General features: G+C 61.9%; 17 protein-coding genes. All 17 read right to left on the reverse strand.

The genetic code is table 11. From position 1 onward, the window contains the following. Nucleotides 1-113: 113 nt before the first annotated feature. The 17 genes from ACP7B3_RS06215 to ACP7B3_RS06295 all read right to left on the reverse strand — a co-directional run bounded on the left by ACP7B3_RS06215 (nucleotide 114) and on the right by ACP7B3_RS06295 (nucleotide 17,031). Nucleotides 114-1,463, reverse strand: coding sequence for a flagellar hook-length control protein FliK (locus ACP7B3_RS06215; RefSeq protein ID WP_426178441.1), 1,350 nt, complete (start codon nucleotides 1,461-1,463; stop codon nucleotides 114-116). Nucleotides 1,464-1,550: 87 nt separating this feature from the next. Further along, nucleotides 1,551-1,898 carry an Hpt domain-containing protein gene (locus tag ACP7B3_RS06220; RefSeq protein WP_106576461.1) on the reverse strand — a complete coding sequence of 116 codons (348 nt, stop codon included), beginning with the start codon at nucleotides 1,896-1,898 and terminating at the stop codon, nucleotides 1,551-1,553. Between the two features lie 30 nt (nucleotides 1,899-1,928). Then, nucleotides 1,929-3,647, reverse strand: coding sequence for an ATP-binding SpoIIE family protein phosphatase (locus ACP7B3_RS06225; RefSeq protein WP_262208266.1), 1,719 nt, complete (start codon nucleotides 3,645-3,647; stop codon nucleotides 1,929-1,931). After that, nucleotides 3,644-3,949, reverse strand: coding sequence for an STAS domain-containing protein (locus tag ACP7B3_RS06230; protein ID WP_106576459.1), 306 nt, complete (start codon nucleotides 3,947-3,949; stop codon nucleotides 3,644-3,646). Before ACP7B3_RS06230 ends, ACP7B3_RS06225 begins: the two co-directional genes overlap by 4 nt. 170 nt (nucleotides 3,950-4,119) lie before the next feature. After that, nucleotides 4,120-4,569: a flagellar export protein FliJ gene (gene fliJ, locus ACP7B3_RS06235; protein ID WP_106576458.1), complete on the reverse strand. Its 450-nt coding sequence runs from the start codon at nucleotides 4,567-4,569 to the stop codon at nucleotides 4,120-4,122. Nucleotides 4,570-4,572: 3 nt separating this feature from the next. Next, nucleotides 4,573-5,931, reverse strand: a complete 1,359-nt coding sequence (gene fliI / locus ACP7B3_RS06240; protein WP_145158879.1) for a flagellar protein export ATPase FliI — start codon at nucleotides 5,929-5,931, stop codon at nucleotides 4,573-4,575. Beyond that, nucleotides 5,921-6,685, reverse strand: coding sequence for a flagellar assembly protein FliH (gene fliH / locus ACP7B3_RS06245; RefSeq protein ID WP_145158881.1), 765 nt, complete (start codon nucleotides 6,683-6,685; stop codon nucleotides 5,921-5,923). The genes fliI and fliH overlap by 11 nt, the downstream gene beginning before the upstream one ends. 10 nt (nucleotides 6,686-6,695) lie before the next feature. Continuing rightward, nucleotides 6,696-7,712, reverse strand: coding sequence for a flagellar motor switch protein FliG (fliG, locus tag ACP7B3_RS06250; protein ID WP_106576455.1), 1,017 nt, complete (start codon nucleotides 7,710-7,712; stop codon nucleotides 6,696-6,698). After that, a complete protein-coding gene (gene fliF / locus ACP7B3_RS06255) occupies nucleotides 7,705-9,480 on the reverse strand; it encodes a flagellar basal-body MS-ring/collar protein FliF (RefSeq protein WP_145158883.1) in 1,776 nt (591 codons plus the stop codon). Before fliF ends, fliG begins: the two co-directional genes overlap by 8 nt. A 16-nt stretch (nucleotides 9,481-9,496) precedes the next feature. Further along, a complete protein-coding gene (gene fliE, locus ACP7B3_RS06260; protein WP_016972029.1) occupies nucleotides 9,497-9,826 on the reverse strand; it encodes a flagellar hook-basal body complex protein FliE in 330 nt (109 codons plus the stop codon). Between the two features lie 146 nt (nucleotides 9,827-9,972). Then, a complete protein-coding gene (locus ACP7B3_RS06265; protein ID WP_242195626.1) occupies nucleotides 9,973-11,352 on the reverse strand; it encodes a sigma-54-dependent transcriptional regulator in 1,380 nt (459 codons plus the stop codon). 7 nt (nucleotides 11,353-11,359) lie between these two features. Continuing rightward, on the reverse strand, nucleotides 11,360-12,571 hold the full coding sequence (locus ACP7B3_RS06270; RefSeq protein WP_145159573.1) for a sensor histidine kinase: 1,212 nt from the start codon (nucleotides 12,569-12,571) through the stop codon (nucleotides 11,360-11,362). Between the two features lie 109 nt (nucleotides 12,572-12,680). Next, nucleotides 12,681-14,156, reverse strand: a complete 1,476-nt coding sequence (locus ACP7B3_RS06275) for a sigma-54 dependent transcriptional regulator (RefSeq protein WP_071483261.1) — start codon at nucleotides 14,154-14,156, stop codon at nucleotides 12,681-12,683. Between the two features lie 170 nt (nucleotides 14,157-14,326). Further along, nucleotides 14,327-14,623, reverse strand: a complete 297-nt coding sequence (locus ACP7B3_RS06280; protein WP_145158887.1) for a flagellar protein FliT — start codon at nucleotides 14,621-14,623, stop codon at nucleotides 14,327-14,329. Between the two features lie 24 nt (nucleotides 14,624-14,647). Continuing rightward, nucleotides 14,648-15,037 carry a flagellar export chaperone FliS gene (gene fliS, locus ACP7B3_RS06285; protein ID WP_106576450.1) on the reverse strand — a complete coding sequence of 130 codons (390 nt, stop codon included), beginning with the start codon at nucleotides 15,035-15,037 and terminating at the stop codon, nucleotides 14,648-14,650. A gap of 141 nt (nucleotides 15,038-15,178) precedes the next feature. Then, nucleotides 15,179-16,591: a flagellar filament capping protein FliD gene (gene fliD, locus ACP7B3_RS06290; protein WP_145158889.1), complete on the reverse strand. Its 1,413-nt coding sequence runs from the start codon at nucleotides 16,589-16,591 to the stop codon at nucleotides 15,179-15,181. A gap of 80 nt (nucleotides 16,592-16,671) precedes the next feature. After that, nucleotides 16,672-17,031, reverse strand: a complete 360-nt coding sequence (locus ACP7B3_RS06295; protein ID WP_145158891.1) for a flagellar protein FlaG — start codon at nucleotides 17,029-17,031, stop codon at nucleotides 16,672-16,674. Nucleotides 17,032-17,102: the final 71 nt, after the last annotated feature.

Raw genomic sequence — 17,102 nt, forward strand, 5'->3', positions numbered from 1 at the left:
AAATGTGGGAGCTGGCTTGCCTGCGATGGCGGTGGCTCAGCTCACATCTGTGTGACTGATAGACCGCCATCGCAGGCAAGCCAGCTCCCACATTGACCGGGTTTCAACAGGGGTCAGGCGTAGTAATCAACGGCGCTGGAGCCGATGATGGTCTGGGTCACGGGCGCGACGGCGGCTGCCAATTCGGCGTGATCACCGGCGTCCCCGCCATCACCCCGCCCGCCGCTGCCACTCACGCCGCGCGCCTGGTTCTGCTGCTGTTGATCCTGGCCCTGGCCCTGCCACCCACGCGACTGGTCGGAGACGTTGACGTCGACCTGCCCCATGCCTTGCTGGGCAAACATCTCGCGCAGACGGCCGGACTGGGTTTCCAGTGCTTCACGCACCACGGCGTGACCGCTCATGAACGTGACTTGGGCCTGCTGGTCCGCGGTCATGTTGACCTTGATGTCCAGGCGCCCCAACTCTGCCGGCTGCAATTGAATTTCTGCCGACTTGAGGTTGGCACTGGACAGGTACATCACGCGGTTGACCACTTCCTCGGTCCAGCCGCTCTGGTGCATGGCCAGCGGCGCATTCGCAACCGGTGGCAAGGCATTCGCGGTTTTCGGCGTGGCGGCCTGGGTCAATGCGGCGAGGCGGTTGGCGAAATCATCCACGCGGGTGTCGCTGCTGGCGTCTTTCAAATCCTTGAGGCCACCCTCGATCAGCCCGCTGAAGGCTTTGTCGCCGCCCTGGTCGGTGCTGTCCTTGGTGGCTTGCTGATCGACCATAGTCGCCAGGCCCGCAGCAAAGCTTTGCGCAGCGGTCGGCTGATCCTGCGTGGTGGTCGGTGCGGCTTTCTGCGGCGTCTGGCTAGTGGCCGAAACGTGACCGCCCTGCTCCATCGCCAGGCGCACGGCGGGCATCGAGTCCAGCGGATCCGCTTGCGGGTCGAACGCCGGCTGCTTGGCGTCATCGGTGGCTGCCACAGCGGGCGCGACGACCGGCTGGGCCTTGTCGTCCTTGGCGGCTACAGGTGCCGGCGTTTCTACCGGGACGGGCACGGGGACCGGTGTGACCGCGGCAACCACTGCCGGGTCAACCACGGGATCAACCGGAGGCTGCTGCGCCACCGCCGGGTCGGCGGTTTTGTCGTCGTCATTGCTGGCGCTGTCGTCGGATTTAGCCGGCGGCTTGGCAGGCAAGGGATTGCCGCTATCGGCAACGGCCGGCTTGCTGGCGGCAGGCTTATCGTCGCCTGCAGCCGGCTTGGAGGGGGTGTCCGAGGGCTTGTCACGCGTGACTTTGGCCGAGGCCTCGTCGCTCTTGAGCGTCGGTTTCGGGCTTTGGTTTGCAAACACTTGCGCGAAGCCAGGGCCCTTGCCTCGTGGGTCCGCAGCCGCTACCGAGGGGGTGGCGGCCGGCGCTTGAGGCTTGGCCGCAGCGGCAGCCTGAAGAAGCGAATTGGGGGCGACTGGCATAGGTAAGGGTCTCCACTGCACTGGGATCGGGGATGCAGTATCCAGAGGTAGAGCAAGAGTTGGGCCAGGTTTACCTCGAGCCCTCAATCACAGCTGAAAACGCTGACGCTCGTGTTCGTACAACGGCCGAACCAGCGCGAATTCCTGGTCGATTTCGTCGACCAGTTCATCCAGGTCCACGCGTGTCAGCTGCGCAGAGCCGTCTTCGAGCCGGCGGCAAAGTTCTGCCAACCGCACCGCCCCCAGGTTACCGCTGCTGCCCTTGAAGCTATGCGCGATCCGTCCCAGCGCCTTGGCATCGTCGCGAGCCTTGCGCAACGCTTCGACGCGCTTCTGCGAATCGTCAAGGAAGGTATCCAGCAGTTTCGGGTACTCGCCTTCCATCACTTCCTGCAAACCCGACAACACATCGGGGTCCAGATGAATCTCAGCCACTTGTTCGCTCCTTGATCAAGAATCGGCGGATTATGCCAGAGCCCCCCAGCAAAACTCCACGCACACACTGCGCCCGCCATCGGACCAGCGTACATCGCTGCTCAACTGGCGCACCAGGCTCAAGCCGCGGCCAGACAGACGGTCGACATCCATCGGCCGCGCCAGCACCTGCTCCACGTCAAACCCCGGGCCGCTGTCCTCAATGCGCAGCGTCATTTTGCCGCCCGTAGCGGTCGGCACCACCTGCACATGCACCCGCACGTAACCGCTGTTCAACTGCCCCAGCCGCTCATTGCGCTGGCGGTAGTAGTCGGCGAACCCCTGGGCATCACGCTTGAGGCGCGAATCCAACCCCAGCACACCATGCTCCAGCGCGTTGGAATACAACTCGGCCATCACACTGTAAAGTGCCCCGCTCTGCCCCCGCAGCCCCTGAATCTCCAGCAGCAACTGCAGCAGATACGGTAACGGGTTGTAGCTTTTGAGGGTCTGCGCACGGAATTCGAAACTCACCGACCAATCCAGCGGGCACGACTGCCCGCTGTCGGCGTAGACGGGCTCGGCCGCGCGCAACGGCTGGCCGGCCTGCAGGGTGATTTCCACCATGCTGACGTCATCGCGCGCCTGGCCACGAAACGCCGCCAGCGCCCGCTCGATGTCTTCGAATAACCGGTCGGGCTCGCGGTTGGCCGCGAACACCTGCTGCAAGCGCTCGGCGCCGAACAGCTGGTCATTGGCGTCAGCCGTGTCGAGCACACCGTCGGAGAGCAAAAACACCCGGTCGCCCAGCGCCATGGGCCAGACCTCGGTGCCGTCATCGAACGCCTGCGCCGACAACACACCCAGTGGCAGGTGCCGCGACACCAATGGCGTGCGCTTGCCCGTGGCGACTTCATGCACATAGCCTTCGGGCATCCCGCCGTTCCACACCTCCACCACGCGCCGCTGAGCGCTCAGGCACATCAGCGTGGCGCAGCAGAACATGTCCACCGGCAGGATGCGTTTGAGCTTGGCGTTCATCTCGCGCAGGGTCTGCGCCAGGCCGTAGCCCTTGGCGGTCATGCCGTAGAACACTTCCGCCAGGGGCATGGCCCCCACGGCGGCCGGCAGGCCATGGCCGGTGAAGTCGCCGAGCAAAACATGCATGTCGCCGGAGGGTGTGTACGCCGCCAGCAGCAGGTCGCCATTGAACAGGGCATAGGGCGATTGCAGGTAACGAATGTTCGGCGCCGCATTGATACAGCCCGAATGCGCCACCTTATCGAACACCGCCTTGGCCGCGCGCTGCTCGTGCAGCAGGTAGTCGTGGTGCCTGGCGATCAGGTCACGCTGCTGCAAGACCGTGGCCTGCAGCCGGCGCAGGCGGTCCATGGCGTTGATTTTCGCCGCCAGGATCAGCTGGTTGTAGGGCTTGGGCAGGAAGTCATCGCCGCCCGCGTCCAGGCACTGGGCCAGCGCCTCGCTTTCACGCAGCGAGGTCAGGAAGATGATCGGAACCAGCGCCTCACCGGCGAGCTGCTTGATGCGCCGCGCGGCTTCAAAGCCGTCCATCACCGGCATCAACGCGTCCATCAACACCAGCTGCGGGCGCTCGCGGGTAAACACCTCAACCGCCTGCGCGCCGTTGGTGGCGGTGAGTACTTGGTGCCCCTGACGCCGAATGATGGTCGACAGCAACAGCAAATCGGCGGCGCTGTCTTCGGCGATCAGGATCGTCAGCGGTTCAAGGACCGGGGCCAGGCTGCTCAACTGAGATCGAACAGTTTGTCAAAGTTGGAAATGGCGAGGATCTTGCGCACATCGGAGTTGCTGTTGATCACCTGGACTTCGGCATTGTCGCCACCGGCATGGTCACGCAACAACAGCAACATGCCCAGGGCCGAGCTGTCCATGTAGGTGGTGTCTTTGAGGTCCACCACGTAGACCTCGGGCACCTTGTAGAACCGCTCGTAGGCGTCACGAAAGGCCTGGTGGCTACCGAAATCGAATCGCCCTTTGACGGTAATCGTCAATTTTTTCCCATCCAGGGATACTTCTGACACGACTGACATGCGACTGCTTCCTTGTCATTGGCAATGTGCAACAAGGTTTAGCAGGTGATCGAGGTATGGGCAACACAGCAAATCAAATGTGGGGGGCTGGCTTGCCCGCGATAGCATGATCCACCTCGGTGCCTGCATCGCGGGCAAGCCCGGCTTCCACAGTGGGCCGGTGGTGGCCGTTAGTACTGTGATTGGCGGGGAAGTCGCTGTGACAGCTCGTCGAGCAGCTTCTGCTCGCGCTTGTCTTCAATCGCCCGCGCTTCGTCGATGTAGCGCTGCACCAGTTTGCGCAAACCTTCGACCCGAGCGAACGCCGCCTGCCATGCCTCGCGGGCTTTATCGAGGTTGTTCTGGTGCCAGGCCAGGCTCTGGCGCTGCTGGCCTACGGCGGTTTCCAGCTGATTGAGGAAGCCCTGGTAGCCCATCAGCCACTGGCCGGAAACCCCCTTGCTGCCGCGCTCGATCCATTGCTGCTGGTATTCGCCGCGAAAGCGCTCCAGGTCGCCGAGCTTGCTTTCTGCCAGGCGCACCTGCCCCTGAAAGTAGCCCAGGCGTTGCGCGGCGGTTTTTTCGGCCTTCTCCGCCATGTCCACCACTGGGGCCAGGCGCGAGGAACGGGTGCTGGCCATGGCTTAACCGCCTGGCGCCGGGGCGAAGATCGAGCCCAGATGCGCTTCGCTTTCGCCCATGCTGATCTTGTCGTTGAGGCCCTGGCGCAGGTAGGTCACCAGCTGCGGTTGCAGGGCAATCGCCAGGTCGGTTTCGCGATCACCGCCGGCCACGTAGGCACCCACGCTGATCAAGTCGCGGCTCTGCTGATAGCGCGACCACAGTTGCTTGAAATGCTGGGCGCGGGCCATGTGCTCCGGCGTGACCACCGCCGGCATCACCCGGCTGATCGACGCTTCGATATCGATGGCCGGGTAGTGCCCTTCTTCGGCCAAACGCCGCGACAGCACGATGTGGCCGTCGAGCACGCCACGCGCCGAGTCGGCAATCGGGTCTTGCTGGTCATCGCCTTCGGACAGCACGGTGTAGAACGCCGTGATCGAACCGCCGCCGGCCTCGGCATTACCGGCGCGCTCAACCAGCTTGGGCAGCTTGGCGAACACTGAAGGCGGGTAGCCTTTGGTGGCCGGCGGTTCGCCGATGGCCAGGGCGATTTCCCGCTGGGCCTGGGCGAAACGCGTGAGCGAGTCCATCAGCAACAGGACGTTCTTGCCCTTGTCGCGAAAATATTCGGCGATGCGCGTGCAGTACATGGCCGCGCGCAAACGCATCAGCGGTGCATCGTCCGCTGGCGAGGCGACAACCACCGAACGCTTGAGGCCTTCTTCACCGAGGCTGTGCTCGATGAATTCCTTTACTTCACGGCCCCGCTCACCGATCAGCCCGACCACGATGATGTCGGCCTCGGTAAAGCGCGTCATCATGCCGAGCAACACCGACTTACCCACGCCGGTACCGGCAAACAGGCCCAGACGCTGGCCGCGGCCGACCGTCAATAAACCGTTGATGCTGCGAATGCCCACGTCCAGCGGCACGCTGATCGGGTTGCGGTTGAGCGGGTTGATCGTCGGGCCGTCCATCGGCACCCAGTCTTCGGCCTTCATGCCGCCTTTGCCGTCCAACGCGCGACCGGCGCCGTCGAGTACGCGGCCGAGCATGCTCATGCCCATCGGCAGGCGGCCGGTATCGGCCAGTGGCACCACGCGGGCACCGGGGGCGATGCCCGCCAGGCTGCCGACCGGCATCAGGAAAATCTTGCTGCCGGAAAAGCCCATCACTTCGGCTTCGACCTGCACCGGGTGGTAGCTGTCGTCGTTGATCACCAGGCAGCGGCTGCCCATGGCGGCACGCAGGCCTTCGGCTTCGAGGGTCAGGCCGACCATGCGCAGCAGGCGCCCTTCGAGGATCGGCTGGCCGGGCAACTCAGTGGCCTCGGCGTAGCCGCTCAGGCGCTTGGCGAAGCTGGTACGTTCAAGGCGCATCGGCGGCGTCCAGGTCCACACTCATATCAGGCTCGGCCGGGTGCAGGGACTGTTCATGCAATTGATCGAACATTTTCGCCATGATCTGGCTGATGCGGGTTTCCACCGTGGCATCGATGCGGCTGTGCTCGGTTTCGACGCGGCAGCCACCGGGCAGCAGCGCCGCGTCCTCGACGATGCGCCAGGTTTCTTCATGGCGCTCGCGCAGGGCTTTGACCTGTTCGAAATCCTGCGGGTTGATGTACAGCCGCACATTGCCGACGCCCAATGGCAGCAGCTTGAGGGCTTCGCGCATCACGCTTTCGATGTGGCTGGAATCGAGCACCAGCTCGCGCTGGATCACTTGGCGCGCGATGTGCTCGACCAGCCCGACCATGGATTTTTCCAGCTGCGAATCCTGTTCGGCGATCGGGTCGAACAGGTTGCCCATCAAGCGCTCAAGGCTGGCCAGCTTGACGCTCAGCGCCTCCTCGGCCTCTTGGCGAACTTTGAGGGTGGTGCTGCGAAAACCGTCTTTTTCACCCGCCGCGAAACCCTCGTTGTAGGCCTCCTGGCGGATGGCTTCCAATTCTTCAAGGGTCAGTGGCTGGACTTCATCGAGCGGCACTTCTTCCATTTCGGCCGGCGTTTCAACCACCGGCTCCGGTTCAGGTTCCGGCACATGCGGATCGAAACTGGGCAACGACCAGATATCGAACCCGCCGACATCCCGCGCGCGAATCAGATCGCTGGGCGTCTCATCTTTGTTCGACATGGGCAGCGCCTTAGATCATTTCTTCGCCGCCCTTCCCGCCGAGAACGATTTCTCCGGCTTCGGCCATACGGCGGGCAATGGTGAGGATTTCCTTCTGGGCGGTTTCCACGTCGCTGACACGCACCGGGCCTTTGGCTTCCAGGTCGTCACGCAACAGCTCGGAGGCACGCTTGGACATGTTCTTGAAGATCTTCTCTTTGACGTTTTCGTCCGAGCCCTTGAGGGCCAGCACCAGCACGTCCGAAGACACTTCGCGCAGCAACGCCTGGATGCCACGGTCATCGACATCGGAGAGGTTGTTGAACACGAACATGAGGTCTTCGATCTGGCCGGACAGGGTGTCGTCGATCTCGCGGATCGAGTCCATCAACTGACCTTCGACCGAGCTGTCGAGGAAGTTCATGATATCGGCCGCGCGCTTGATGCCACCCAGGGTGGTGCGCGAGGCGTTGGAGTTGCCCGAGAACTGCTTCTCGAGAATCGTGTTGAGTTCTTTCAATGCCGCCGGCTGCACGGTGTTCAGCGACGACACGCGCAGGATGATGTCCAGGCGCACTTTATGGTCGAAGTGGCCAAGCACTTCACCGGCCTGGTCCGGGTCCAGGTAGGCGACGACGATGGCCTGGATCTGCGGGTGTTCGTAGCGGATCACGTCGGCAACGGCGCGCGGCTCCATCCATTTCAGGCTGTCCAGGCCACTGGTGTTGCCGCCCAGCAGGATGCGGTCGATCAGGCCGTTGGCCTTGTCTTCGCCCAGCGCCGAGGTGAGCATCTTGCGGATGTAGCTGTCGGAGCCGACGCCCAGGCTGGTCTGGTCGCCGACGATCTCGACGAACTCGCTCATCACCTGCTCGACTTGCTCACGGTGCACATTGCGCATTTGCGCCATGGCCACGCCTACGCGCTGAACCTCTTTGGGGCCCATGTGGCGCAGCACTTGTGCGGCGTCGGTTTCACCCAAAGACAGCAGCAACACGGCGGCTTTGTCGACTTTGGTGAGCTTGGCAACAGCGGCTCGATCATTCATCTGCGTTAATCCACTCTTTCACGACCTGAGCCACACGGCCCGGGTCTTCTGCTACCAGACTCTTGATTGCGTTCAACTGAGCGTCATAGCCTTCGCTCGGGCTTGGCAACAGGATGCTTTGCGGGCCACCGAGGCTGACGCGGTCGTTGGCCAGTTCGCCGTCCAGGCCGCCCATGCCACCCAACTCGACGTCACTGCCAGCCAATGCCAGCTGCTTCTTGCCATGGCCGGTGATGTTGTTGAGCACCGGGCGCAGCACGCCGAACACCAGCACCAGGATGAACAACACACCCAGCACTTGCTTGACGATGTCCCAGAACCACGGCTGCGTGTAGAACGCCGGGTCGGCGATCACTTCGCCGCGCTCGGCGGAGAACGGCATGTTGATCACGCTGACGCTGTCGCCACGGCTGGCGTCGAAACCGACGGCGTCCTGCACCAGACGGGTGAAGCGCGCCAATTCGTCGGCGCTCCAAGGCGCACGGGTGACGGCGCCGTCAGCGGCATTGACCTTGACCTGATCATCGACCACCACCGACACCGACAGGCGATTGATTTTGCCCTGCTGCTGCTTGGTGTGGCTGATGGAACGGTCGAGCTCGAAGTTCTTGGTGGACTGGTTACGCTTGTCCGCCGGGTACGGTGCGAGCATCGGCTGGCCGGTGGCCGGGTCCATGATCTGCTGGCCGTTGGCGTCCAACAGTGGCTGACCAGGCTGAATCGCGCCCGCTGTCGCGGCGGCGCCACCGGTGGTTTGCGGTGCAGTGGCCGGGGCCGGTGGCTGGTTGCTAAGGGCACCCGGCACACCTTGCGGGCCATTGCTGGCGGTGCGTTGTTCGCTGGTCGATTGCTCGCTGCGCAGCGCTGGCTGGTCCGGGTTGAACTGCTCGGAGGTCGATTCGACGGCACTGAAGTCCACGTCGGCAGACACTTCAGCTTTATAGCGGTCGTTGCCCAGCACCGGCTGCAGAATGTTGTGCACACGCTGAGTGAGCATGCTTTCCATGCGGCGGCTGTAGTCGAACTGCTTGCCGGCCTGGGTCAGCGCGGAGTTCTCGGCCTGGTCGGACAGCAGGTTGCCCTTCTGGTCCACCACGGTGATTTGCGACTTGCTCAATTCAGGAACGCTGGTGGCCACCAGGTTGATGATCGCCAGGACCTGGCCAGGCTCCAGGGAGCGGCCGGAAAACAGTTCGACCAATACCGAGGCGCTTGGCTTGCGCTCGTCGCGCACGAACACCGAGCTTTTCGGAATCGCCAGGTGCACGCGGGCGCCCTTGACGTTATTCAAGCTTGAGATGGTGCGTGCCAGTTCGCCTTCCAGGCCACGGCGGTAGCGTGTGGCCTCCATGAACTGGCTAGTGCCCAGGCCCTGGTCCTTGTCGAGAATTTCAAAACCGATATTGCTGTCGGACGGCGTGACGCCGGCGGCCGCCAGCTTCATGCGCGCACGCGCCACGTCATCGGCCTTGACCAGCAAGGCCCCGGAATTGGGCTCCACGGTGTAGGCGATGTCGGCGGCGGCCAGGGTTTCCATGATCTGCTTGGAATCCATCCCGGCCAGGCTGCCGTACAGCGGGCGGTAATCAGGTTGCTGCGACCACAGCACCACGGCAAAACCAATCGCCACGCTGGCAGCCAGGCCGACCATCAGGCCCACCTGACGCAACATGGTCATTTCGGAAAGGTTTTCCAGGAACGACAGGCCAAACAGCGGCGGCTTGCCGTCTGCCTTGGCGGGTACGTTGTCCACGACTGCTTCTGCCATGACTTAAATCTCGTCCTTAAACCGGCATCTGCATGATGTCTTGATAAGCCTGAACCAACTTGTTACGCACTTGGGTCAAGGCCTGAAAGGAAACGCTGGCCTTTTGCGAAGCGACCATCACATCGGTGAGGTCCACGCCGCTTTTGCCGATCTCGAAGGCGGTAGCCAACTGATTCGAGGCTTGCTGGGTATCACTGACTTTGTTGATTGCCTGACCGAGCATGTCGGCAAAACTGCTTTGGCCCAATTCCGGCGCAGGCGCGACGGATTTCGGTTGAGCCATGGCATCCATTTGCATGGAGCGCATATCCAACATCAACCGATTGAACTCAATACCCTGGCTCATGACCTTCTCTCTCCGACGACCCGCAATTTTTTGACACTACGCAGCGGTTACTAGAGGTGGTAGCAACAAGGGTGCCAGCTCCGTGGCTATTCGTAAGAAAAGGCGACAAACCCTGTCAGCCTGAGTATTTCCAAGACGGCGATTTGTCAGGTCGCGAACAGGTAGGCTTCGACATCCATCCCCGCGTCGCGCATCTGCGCCAGCTTGTAGCGCAAGGTGCGCGGGCTGATGCCCAGGCGCTCGGCGGCTTCCTTGCGGCGGCCGCGCTCGGCACGCAGGGTGTCGATGATCATCTGGAATTCGCGGCGACGCAGGTCGTCGCCCAGGGCGCCGCCAGACTCGGCGTCGGCCACGACCACCGGTGCCGGCGCCAGGCTCGGCAACGGCGCCGCGCCACTGCCCATGGCCAGGCAGAAGTCCTGCGGCTGGATCAACCCGCCCTGCTGCAAAATCAGCGCGCGCTGGATGGCATTGTCCAGTTCCCGCACATTGCCGGGCCATGGGTAGCTGATCAGGCAGGCCTGGGCCTCGGCCGACAGCCGCGCCTGGGCATGCTTCATTTTTTTGACGTGGTTGTTCAACAGGCGCTCGGCCAGCGGAATGATGTCCGCCGGGCGCTCACGCAGCGGGCGCCAGGCCAGCGGGAACACCGAGAGCCGGTAGAACAAGTCTTCACGAAAGCGCCCCGCCGCCACTTCACCCGCCAGGTCGCGGTTGGTGGTGGCGACCACGCGGATGTCCAGCTGGATGGGCTTGCGCGCGCCGACGCGCTCCACTTCGCGCTCCTGCAGCACCCGCAGCAGCTTGGCTTGCAGGCCCAGGGGCATTTCCGAAATTTCGTCGAGCAGGATGGTGCCGCCGTCGGCCTGTTCGAACTTGCCGGCCTGCGCGGCAATGGCGCCGGTGAACGAGCCCTTTTCATGGCCGAACAGCGTGGCTTCGAGCATGTTGTCGGGAATCGCCGCGCAGTTGATCGCAATAAACGGTTGTTTGGCGCGGCCCGACTGCTGGTGAATGTAACGCGCCAACACTTCTTTACCGGTGCCGGACTCGCCGGAAATCAACACGGTCGAATCGCTGCGCGCCACCCGTGCTGCCAGCTCCAGCAACTGAGCGCTGGCCGGCTCGAAGGCAATCGGGCCTTCACCCTCGGCATTCGACACCACGCCCAGCGCATGCCGGGCGACCAGTTCGATCAGCGCCTTGGGCTCGAAGGGTTTGACCAGGTAATCCGCCGCCCCCTGGCGCATGGCGTCCACCGCCCGCTCGACGGCGCCATGGGCTGTCATCAGCAACACCGGCAGTTGCGGCTGGCGCGCGCGCAACAAGCCGAGCAACTGGTGGCCGTCCATGCCGGGCATGTTCACGTCACTGACCACCAGGCTGAAGGACTCTTGCTCAACGGCCTCCAAGGCATCCTCGGCAGAACCGACCGCCCGGTAGTCATGGCCCGCCAACAGCAGCGTGTCAGCCAATGCTTCACGCAGGGCGCGATCGTCTTCGACCAATAAAACCTTGATAGCCATAGTCCTTTTACTCCGCGCTTGCCGCGCTGGAAAACAGCGGCAAGGTCATCAATGCACAGGTGCCACGCCCCAACCGGGAGTGCAGCTGCAATTCTCCCTGATGCGCACGCGCCACTGCCTTGACCACGGTCAGGCCCAGGCCCGTGCCGTTGGTTTTGGTGGTAAAAAACGGTTCGCCCAGGCGCTGCAGCACGACCGGGTCGATGCCGCTGCCGCTGTCGCTGATGCACAGGCGCAGGGTTTGGTCGCGGGTGTAGAGGTGCACTTTGAGCCGCGCACCCGGGCCGCTGGCCTGGGTGGCGTTTTCGATCAGGTTGAGCAACGCGCCGACCAGCGTGTCACGGTTGCACAGCAACTCGCCCAAGTGGCTGTCGCACTGCCAGCGCACGTTGACGTCCTGGATATGCGTGGCGGCTGCCGCTTGCAGCGACTGCATCAGCGCGGATGGCGTGACGCGGTCGGTCAGCGGCAATTCGCCGCGGGCAAACACCAGCATGTCGCGCACCTGGTGCTCCAATTCATGCAGGCGCTCCTTGAGGCGACCGGCAAATCGCTGGTGGGTGGCGGCCGGCAATTGCTCATCAGTCAAATGACTGGCGTAGATCAACGCGGCCGACAACGGCGTGCGGATCTGATGCGCCAACGAAGCGACCATCCGCCCCAGCGACGACAAACGCTCATGGCGCGCCAACTGGTCTTGCAAGTGACGGGTTTCAGTCAGGTCGTTGAGCAGCACCAGCTGGCCGGGCTCGGCGTCCAGGGAACGGGTGGCGATGGACAGGCGCCGACCGTCTTTGAGGGAGATTTCATGGCCATCGTCTTCGCGCGGCGCAAAGCAGCGTGTAATCACCTGGCGCCACAGCTCGCCTTCCAGCGGCTCGCCCAGCAAGTCACGCGCGGCCGGGTTGGCTTCGCGGACACGGCCCATTTCATCGATGACGATTACGCCGCCGGGCAACAGGTCGAGGAGGTTTTGCAGACGGTTGGCCAGACGCTCTTTCTCGGCCAGCTCTTGCATGCGCTGGGCGCTGACCACTGCCAGCTCGCCTTTAAGCTCGGAAACCCGCGCTTCCAGCAGACTGTAGGAGTCGGTCAGTTGGCTCGACATCTGGTTGAACTGCGAGAACGCCTGTTCAAGACCCTGCCGGGTCAGCGGCTCTGCGCACGGAACCAGCCCAGGAATAGCAGGGGCTGAAGAAAGTTTGGCGGCGTGGGGCATCATGCTCTCTCGCTGGCTGACCGTCAGTTAAACGGAACGTTGCGAGGGCTGTAGCAATACCCGTGCCGAAAAAAATAGACCTATCTATCAGTCAGTTAAAAAACAGGCGTCAATCATCCGCCTGTTCGTCACCTTCGCGACGGCTCATGCCGTACTTGCGCATCTTCTCCACCAAGGTGGTGCGACGGATGCGCAGGCGCTCGGCGGCGCGCGCGACAATGCCATTGGCATCGTCCAGCGCCTGCTGGATCAGGCCTTGTTCGAGGCTACCGAGGTAGTCCTTCAAGTCCAGGCCTTCGGGCGGCAGCATGGCGGTGGAACCGAAGTCCGGCGTATGGCCGTTGATGGCCACGCGCTCTTCCAGGTCACTGCGCAGGCTGTCTACCAGCTGCTCGTCTTCGTCGTCGACGTAGCGGAATTTCTTCGGCAGCTCGACCACGCCGATCACCCCGTACGGGTGCATGATGGCCATGCGCTCGACCAGGTTGGCCAGCTCGCGGACGTTGCCCGGCCAGCCGTGACGGCACAGCGACATGATCGCAGCGGAGTTGAAGCGAATCGAGCCGCGCTTTTCGTGTTCCATGCGCGAGATCAGTTCGTTCATCAGCAGCGGGATGTCTTCCACGCGCTCACGCAGCGGGGCCATCTCGATAGGGAATACGTTGAGGCGGTAGTACAGGTCTTCGCGGAAGCTGCCGACCTCGATCATGCTTTCGAGGTTTTTGTGCGTGGCCGCGATGATGCGCACATCGACGCTCTGGGTCTTGTTGCTGCCCACGCGCTCGAAGGTGCGCTCCTGCAACACGCGCAACAGCTTGACCTGCATCGGCAGCGGCATGTCGCCGATTTCGTCCAGAAACAGGGTGCCGCCATTGGCCAGTTCGAAACGCCCGGCACGGCTGGTGATCGCCCCGGTAAAGGCGCCCTTTTCGTGGCCGAACAGTTCGCTTTCGAGCAACTCTGCCGGGATCGCCCCGCAGTTGACCGGCACGAACGGCCCGTCGCGGCGCTTGGAGTGGTAGTGCAGGTTGCGTGCGACCACTTCCTTGCCGGTACCGGACTCGCCGAGGATCAATACGCTGGCGTCGGTATCGGCCACTTGCTGCATCATCTGGCGCACGTGCTGGATCGCACGGCTGGTGCCGACGAGGCTGCGAAACAGGTTGGGTTCGCGATGACGACCGCGCTCGCGGGCCTGGTCATACATCTCGCGGTAGACCTGGGCACGGTGCAGGGAGTCGAGCAATTTGCTGTAGCTGGGCGGCATTTCCAGGGTGGAAAGCACGCGGCGGCGCTGGTCTTCCGGAAGGTCCACGGAAGAAATATCGCCCATCAGCAACACCGGAAGGAACTCATCCCAGGTAGACAGTGTCTTTAACAAGCCCAGAACTGCGCCAGGAGCGTTGACCGTCCCGATCAACACACAGATGACTTCACGGCTCGACGACAAAGAGCTGACCGCCTGCTGCCAGTCATGGCTACCGCAGGGCAAATTTTCTTCACCAAGAAAATTCAAAATTACCGCTAAATCGCGGCGGCGGACGCTATCGTCATCAATCAGCAGAATTTTGGTTTCACGCCACATGCAATAGCAACTTCCCTAGTAAAACGCTCTGCCCCAGAGTGAGGGCAATCTAGACGTTTGTAAGATTTCTTACCCTACTAGACGTCTGAAATCTGAAAACAGCACTAGTTAAGTCAAAAATGCTGGCACAGTCAAATATATGACGCGCCGTTCGGATTAACTGAGCCCATTCAGCCGAACAGATGGTAAACCTTTGACGCGCTTTCCGCTCGGTTGATCTGCGACATCTCTTCGAAAATCGCCTGGCGTTCGCCAGTCGTCACCTCAAGCAACTGCTGATACACCGCCAGCAAGCTTTGCAGCTTTTCCCGCAGGGCATCCTCGTCCACCGGCGCATTGTTGAGCGCCTCATCGATCACCGCACGACACCCCATATCCAGTTCGCCGATAGCGTCCCAGTTACGGTGGGCCAATGCGTCAACCAAAGCTTCGCGGGTCTCGTCAATCCGTTGCAGGGCGTGGCTCATGACATCATCCTCAGGCCAACAGGCCTACAGTGTTGCAATACCGTCCCAGCCTTCCTTGAGCGTAATCATCAGGCCGGCTACTTCGTCGATCATGGCGACATCGCTCTTGCTGTTGGCTTCCAGCAGGCGCGTGGTCATGTAGGCATACAGATTGTCCAACTGCTGCAACGCGGCCGGATCATCGGTTTTTTCCGGATTAAGGCCATCACGCAAGCCGATCAGGATGTCGATCGCCTTGCCCAGCAGCAAACCTTTTTGCGCGATATCACCACGAGCCATGGCGCCTTTGGCCTGAGCCATGCGATCCAACGCGCCTTCCATCAGCATCTGGACCAGACGGTGCGGGCTGGCTTCGGAGATCTGGGCATGGGAATTGACCTTCTGGTATTGGCGAAGGGCTCTCATGGGATTCATGTTTCTACCTCGTGACAGGCAACAGCTAAATAGGATGGGCTCTGACTAATATGTCGACTGGGTCGCAAAAAACTTTAACCCGCAAGTCGGCTGAAGGCGGCGCCCGATGGCGGTAATCACCAGCGGGCGGCTTCATCGGGATCAACTGTCCGAAGACGTCTTGTTCAGCGCGTTGAGCGTGCTCATGACACTGGAACGCTGACTGGTGAGCTGGGCCACCAGGTTGTTCATCGTCGTGTACTTGGCGGTCAGGCTGGTCTTCAGGGCAGCCATACGCGCGGTCAGGGTGTCCTGCTGGTTCTGCAGGTCCTTGAGATCGTCCGACAGCGTCGACGAACGCGTGGCCAGCACGCCGGTGTTGCTCAGTGCATAGCTGTCGGTCGCGCTTTTCATGCGCGCCAGCAAGCCATTGTCACCGTTGAAAATGCCGCCGATGTCGGTGGGGTTGGTGGCAATCGCTGCACCGAACACCTTGTCGTCGATACTCAACTTGCCGGTGCCGGAGTCCGTGTTCACGCCAAATTGCGCCAGGGACTTCAACGTGCCCGTGCCCGTCATTGCGTTCAGCTCGCTACGCAACGCGGTCTGCAGGGAGCGCATGGTGGCATCGCCTGTCAGCGCAGCGCGCGTGGTGGAACCGTCCGCGTTGGTGGTGACCGCGGTCTCGGTGTTCATGGCCGTCATCAACGCGTTGTAGGTGTCGACAAAACCCTTCACCGAACTTTTGAGGGTGTCGTTGCTGCGGGAGACCGTAATGGTCGATGACACGCGCGTAACGCCGTCAGGGAGCGTCCCCGTGACCCCGGCAGGCAGAGGCGACACCGCCGTCAACTTGATGCTCACACCACTGATCGCCTCGGTCAGGGTATTGCTCTTGGATTCCTGAGCCGTGCCGTCAATGGTGTATTTAGCGTTTTGCGGTGGATCACCCACAACCGACGAACCCGCTTGCAGGCCGGAGTTACCCCCCAGGGTAATGTCCGTGCCGGCGCCGGTATTGGTCGAGGTCATGACCAGGCGAGAACCGGTGGCGTCAGTCAGGATGTTGGCACTCAGGCCAACACTGCTGTATTGCGCGTTGATCGAGTCACGCACTTGTTGCAGCGTCGCGCCTGGCGGAACACTGACCCCGTAACTCTGACCAGACTGGGAAATTTCCAGGGTCGTCGCGGTGGTGCCGGTATTGACGACGGTTTTCGCGCCGGTTGAATAATTCTGAGTAGCAACCTTCGAGGCGGTCGCCAACTGGTTGACGATCAGCTGATAACTGCCCGCAGACGCACCGGCACCCAAGGTCACGGTGGACACGTTGGCATCCGACGTCGTCGCCGTCAGGCCGCCGATACTGGCGTCCTTGGTCATGTTGTCCATGGCACCACGGAAGGCATCCAGCGCGGCTTGAATCTTGCCGATCGAGGACAGCTGGGCAGTCGACGTTTGCGTCTGCTTGTTGATCTGCGATTGCTTCGGCGCCTGTTCCGCGTTCACCAATGCCGTCACGATCTGCTGGGTATCAATGCCCGTAACGGGGCCGCTAACTGATATATCACCCATGATTTTTCTCCTGATCCGGGGCTGGCGCTTTATTGACGGACGACGCCTAAAGCAGCTACAGCAACAAAATTCATGCCAGCTCAGACTTTGGCGTCAAACAATACGCTGCTGGCGTCATGAAGGCTTTGTGCGAGTTTCAGTGCCGTTTCCGATGGGATCTGACGAATGACCTCGCCGCTTTCGGTCGCTATGACCTTGACGACTACCTGATGGGTTGAGTCATCAATTGAAAAGTCCAGGTTGCGCTGGGCAGCCTGGACGAATTTGCGAATATCCGTGACCGCCTGTTCAAGGTCGGACGGCTTCGAGTCCTGCTTGGGTTGGACCGTCGCAGCCAAAGGATCAACCTTGGTTTTCTGCGGGTCGTTGTTCACGGGAGCAGGAGCGCTCTGTGGCGCCACTGCCGGATAAGACAGGTTCAACTTCACGCTCATGTCCATGCCCAATCTCCTCATCACGCAAAAGACAAAAGGGCACGTAAACGCGCCCTTCCGTCATTCATCTACCGATG

The sequence above is a fragment of the Pseudomonas sp. TWRC1-2 genome (assembly GCF_049896685.1).
Classification (GTDB): domain Bacteria; phylum Pseudomonadota; class Gammaproteobacteria; order Pseudomonadales; family Pseudomonadaceae; genus Aquipseudomonas.

Bases quoted from the DNA above. Each gene is read 5' to 3' on its own strand.
- ACP7B3_RS06295 (WP_145158891.1), bottom strand. From the start codon at position 17,031: ATGGACATGAGCGTGAAGTTGAACCTGTCTTATCCGGCAGTGGCGCCA.
- ACP7B3_RS06280 (WP_145158887.1), bottom strand. From the start codon at position 14,623: ATGAGCCACGCCCTGCAACGGATTGACGAGACCCGCGAAGCTTTGGTT.
- fliI (WP_145158879.1), bottom strand. From the start codon at position 5,931: ATGCGCCTTGAACGTACCAGCTTCGCCAAGCGCCTGAGCGGCTACGCC.
- ACP7B3_RS06265 (WP_242195626.1), bottom strand. From the start codon at position 11,352: ATGGCTATCAAGGTTTTATTGGTCGAAGACGATCGCGCCCTGCGTGAA.
- ACP7B3_RS06275 (WP_071483261.1), bottom strand. From the start codon at position 14,156: ATGTGGCGTGAAACCAAAATTCTGCTGATTGATGACGATAGCGTCCGC.
- fliH (WP_145158881.1), bottom strand. From the start codon at position 6,685: ATGTCGAACAAAGATGAGACGCCCAGCGATCTGATTCGCGCGCGGGAT.
- ACP7B3_RS06270 (WP_145159573.1), bottom strand. From the start codon at position 12,571: ATGCCCCACGCCGCCAAACTTTCTTCAGCCCCTGCTATTCCTGGGCTG.
- ACP7B3_RS06215 (WP_426178441.1), bottom strand. From the start codon at position 1,463: ATGCCAGTCGCCCCCAATTCGCTTCTTCAGGCTGCCGCTGCGGCCAAG.
- fliE (WP_016972029.1), bottom strand. From the start codon at position 9,826: ATGAGCCAGGGTATTGAGTTCAATCGGTTGATGTTGGATATGCGCTCC.
- fliG (WP_106576455.1), bottom strand. From the start codon at position 7,712: ATGAATGATCGAGCCGCTGTTGCCAAGCTCACCAAAGTCGACAAAGCC.
- ACP7B3_RS06230 (WP_106576459.1), bottom strand. From the start codon at position 3,949: ATGTCAGTCGTGTCAGAAGTATCCCTGGATGGGAAAAAATTGACGATT.
- fliJ (WP_106576458.1), bottom strand. From the start codon at position 4,569: ATGGCCAGCACCCGTTCCTCGCGCCTGGCCCCAGTGGTGGACATGGCG.
- fliS (WP_106576450.1), bottom strand. From the start codon at position 15,037: ATGAATCCCATGAGAGCCCTTCGCCAATACCAGAAGGTCAATTCCCAT.
- fliF (WP_145158883.1), bottom strand. From the start codon at position 9,480: ATGGCAGAAGCAGTCGTGGACAACGTACCCGCCAAGGCAGACGGCAAG.
- fliD (WP_145158889.1), bottom strand. From the start codon at position 16,591: ATGGGTGATATATCAGTTAGCGGCCCCGTTACGGGCATTGATACCCAG.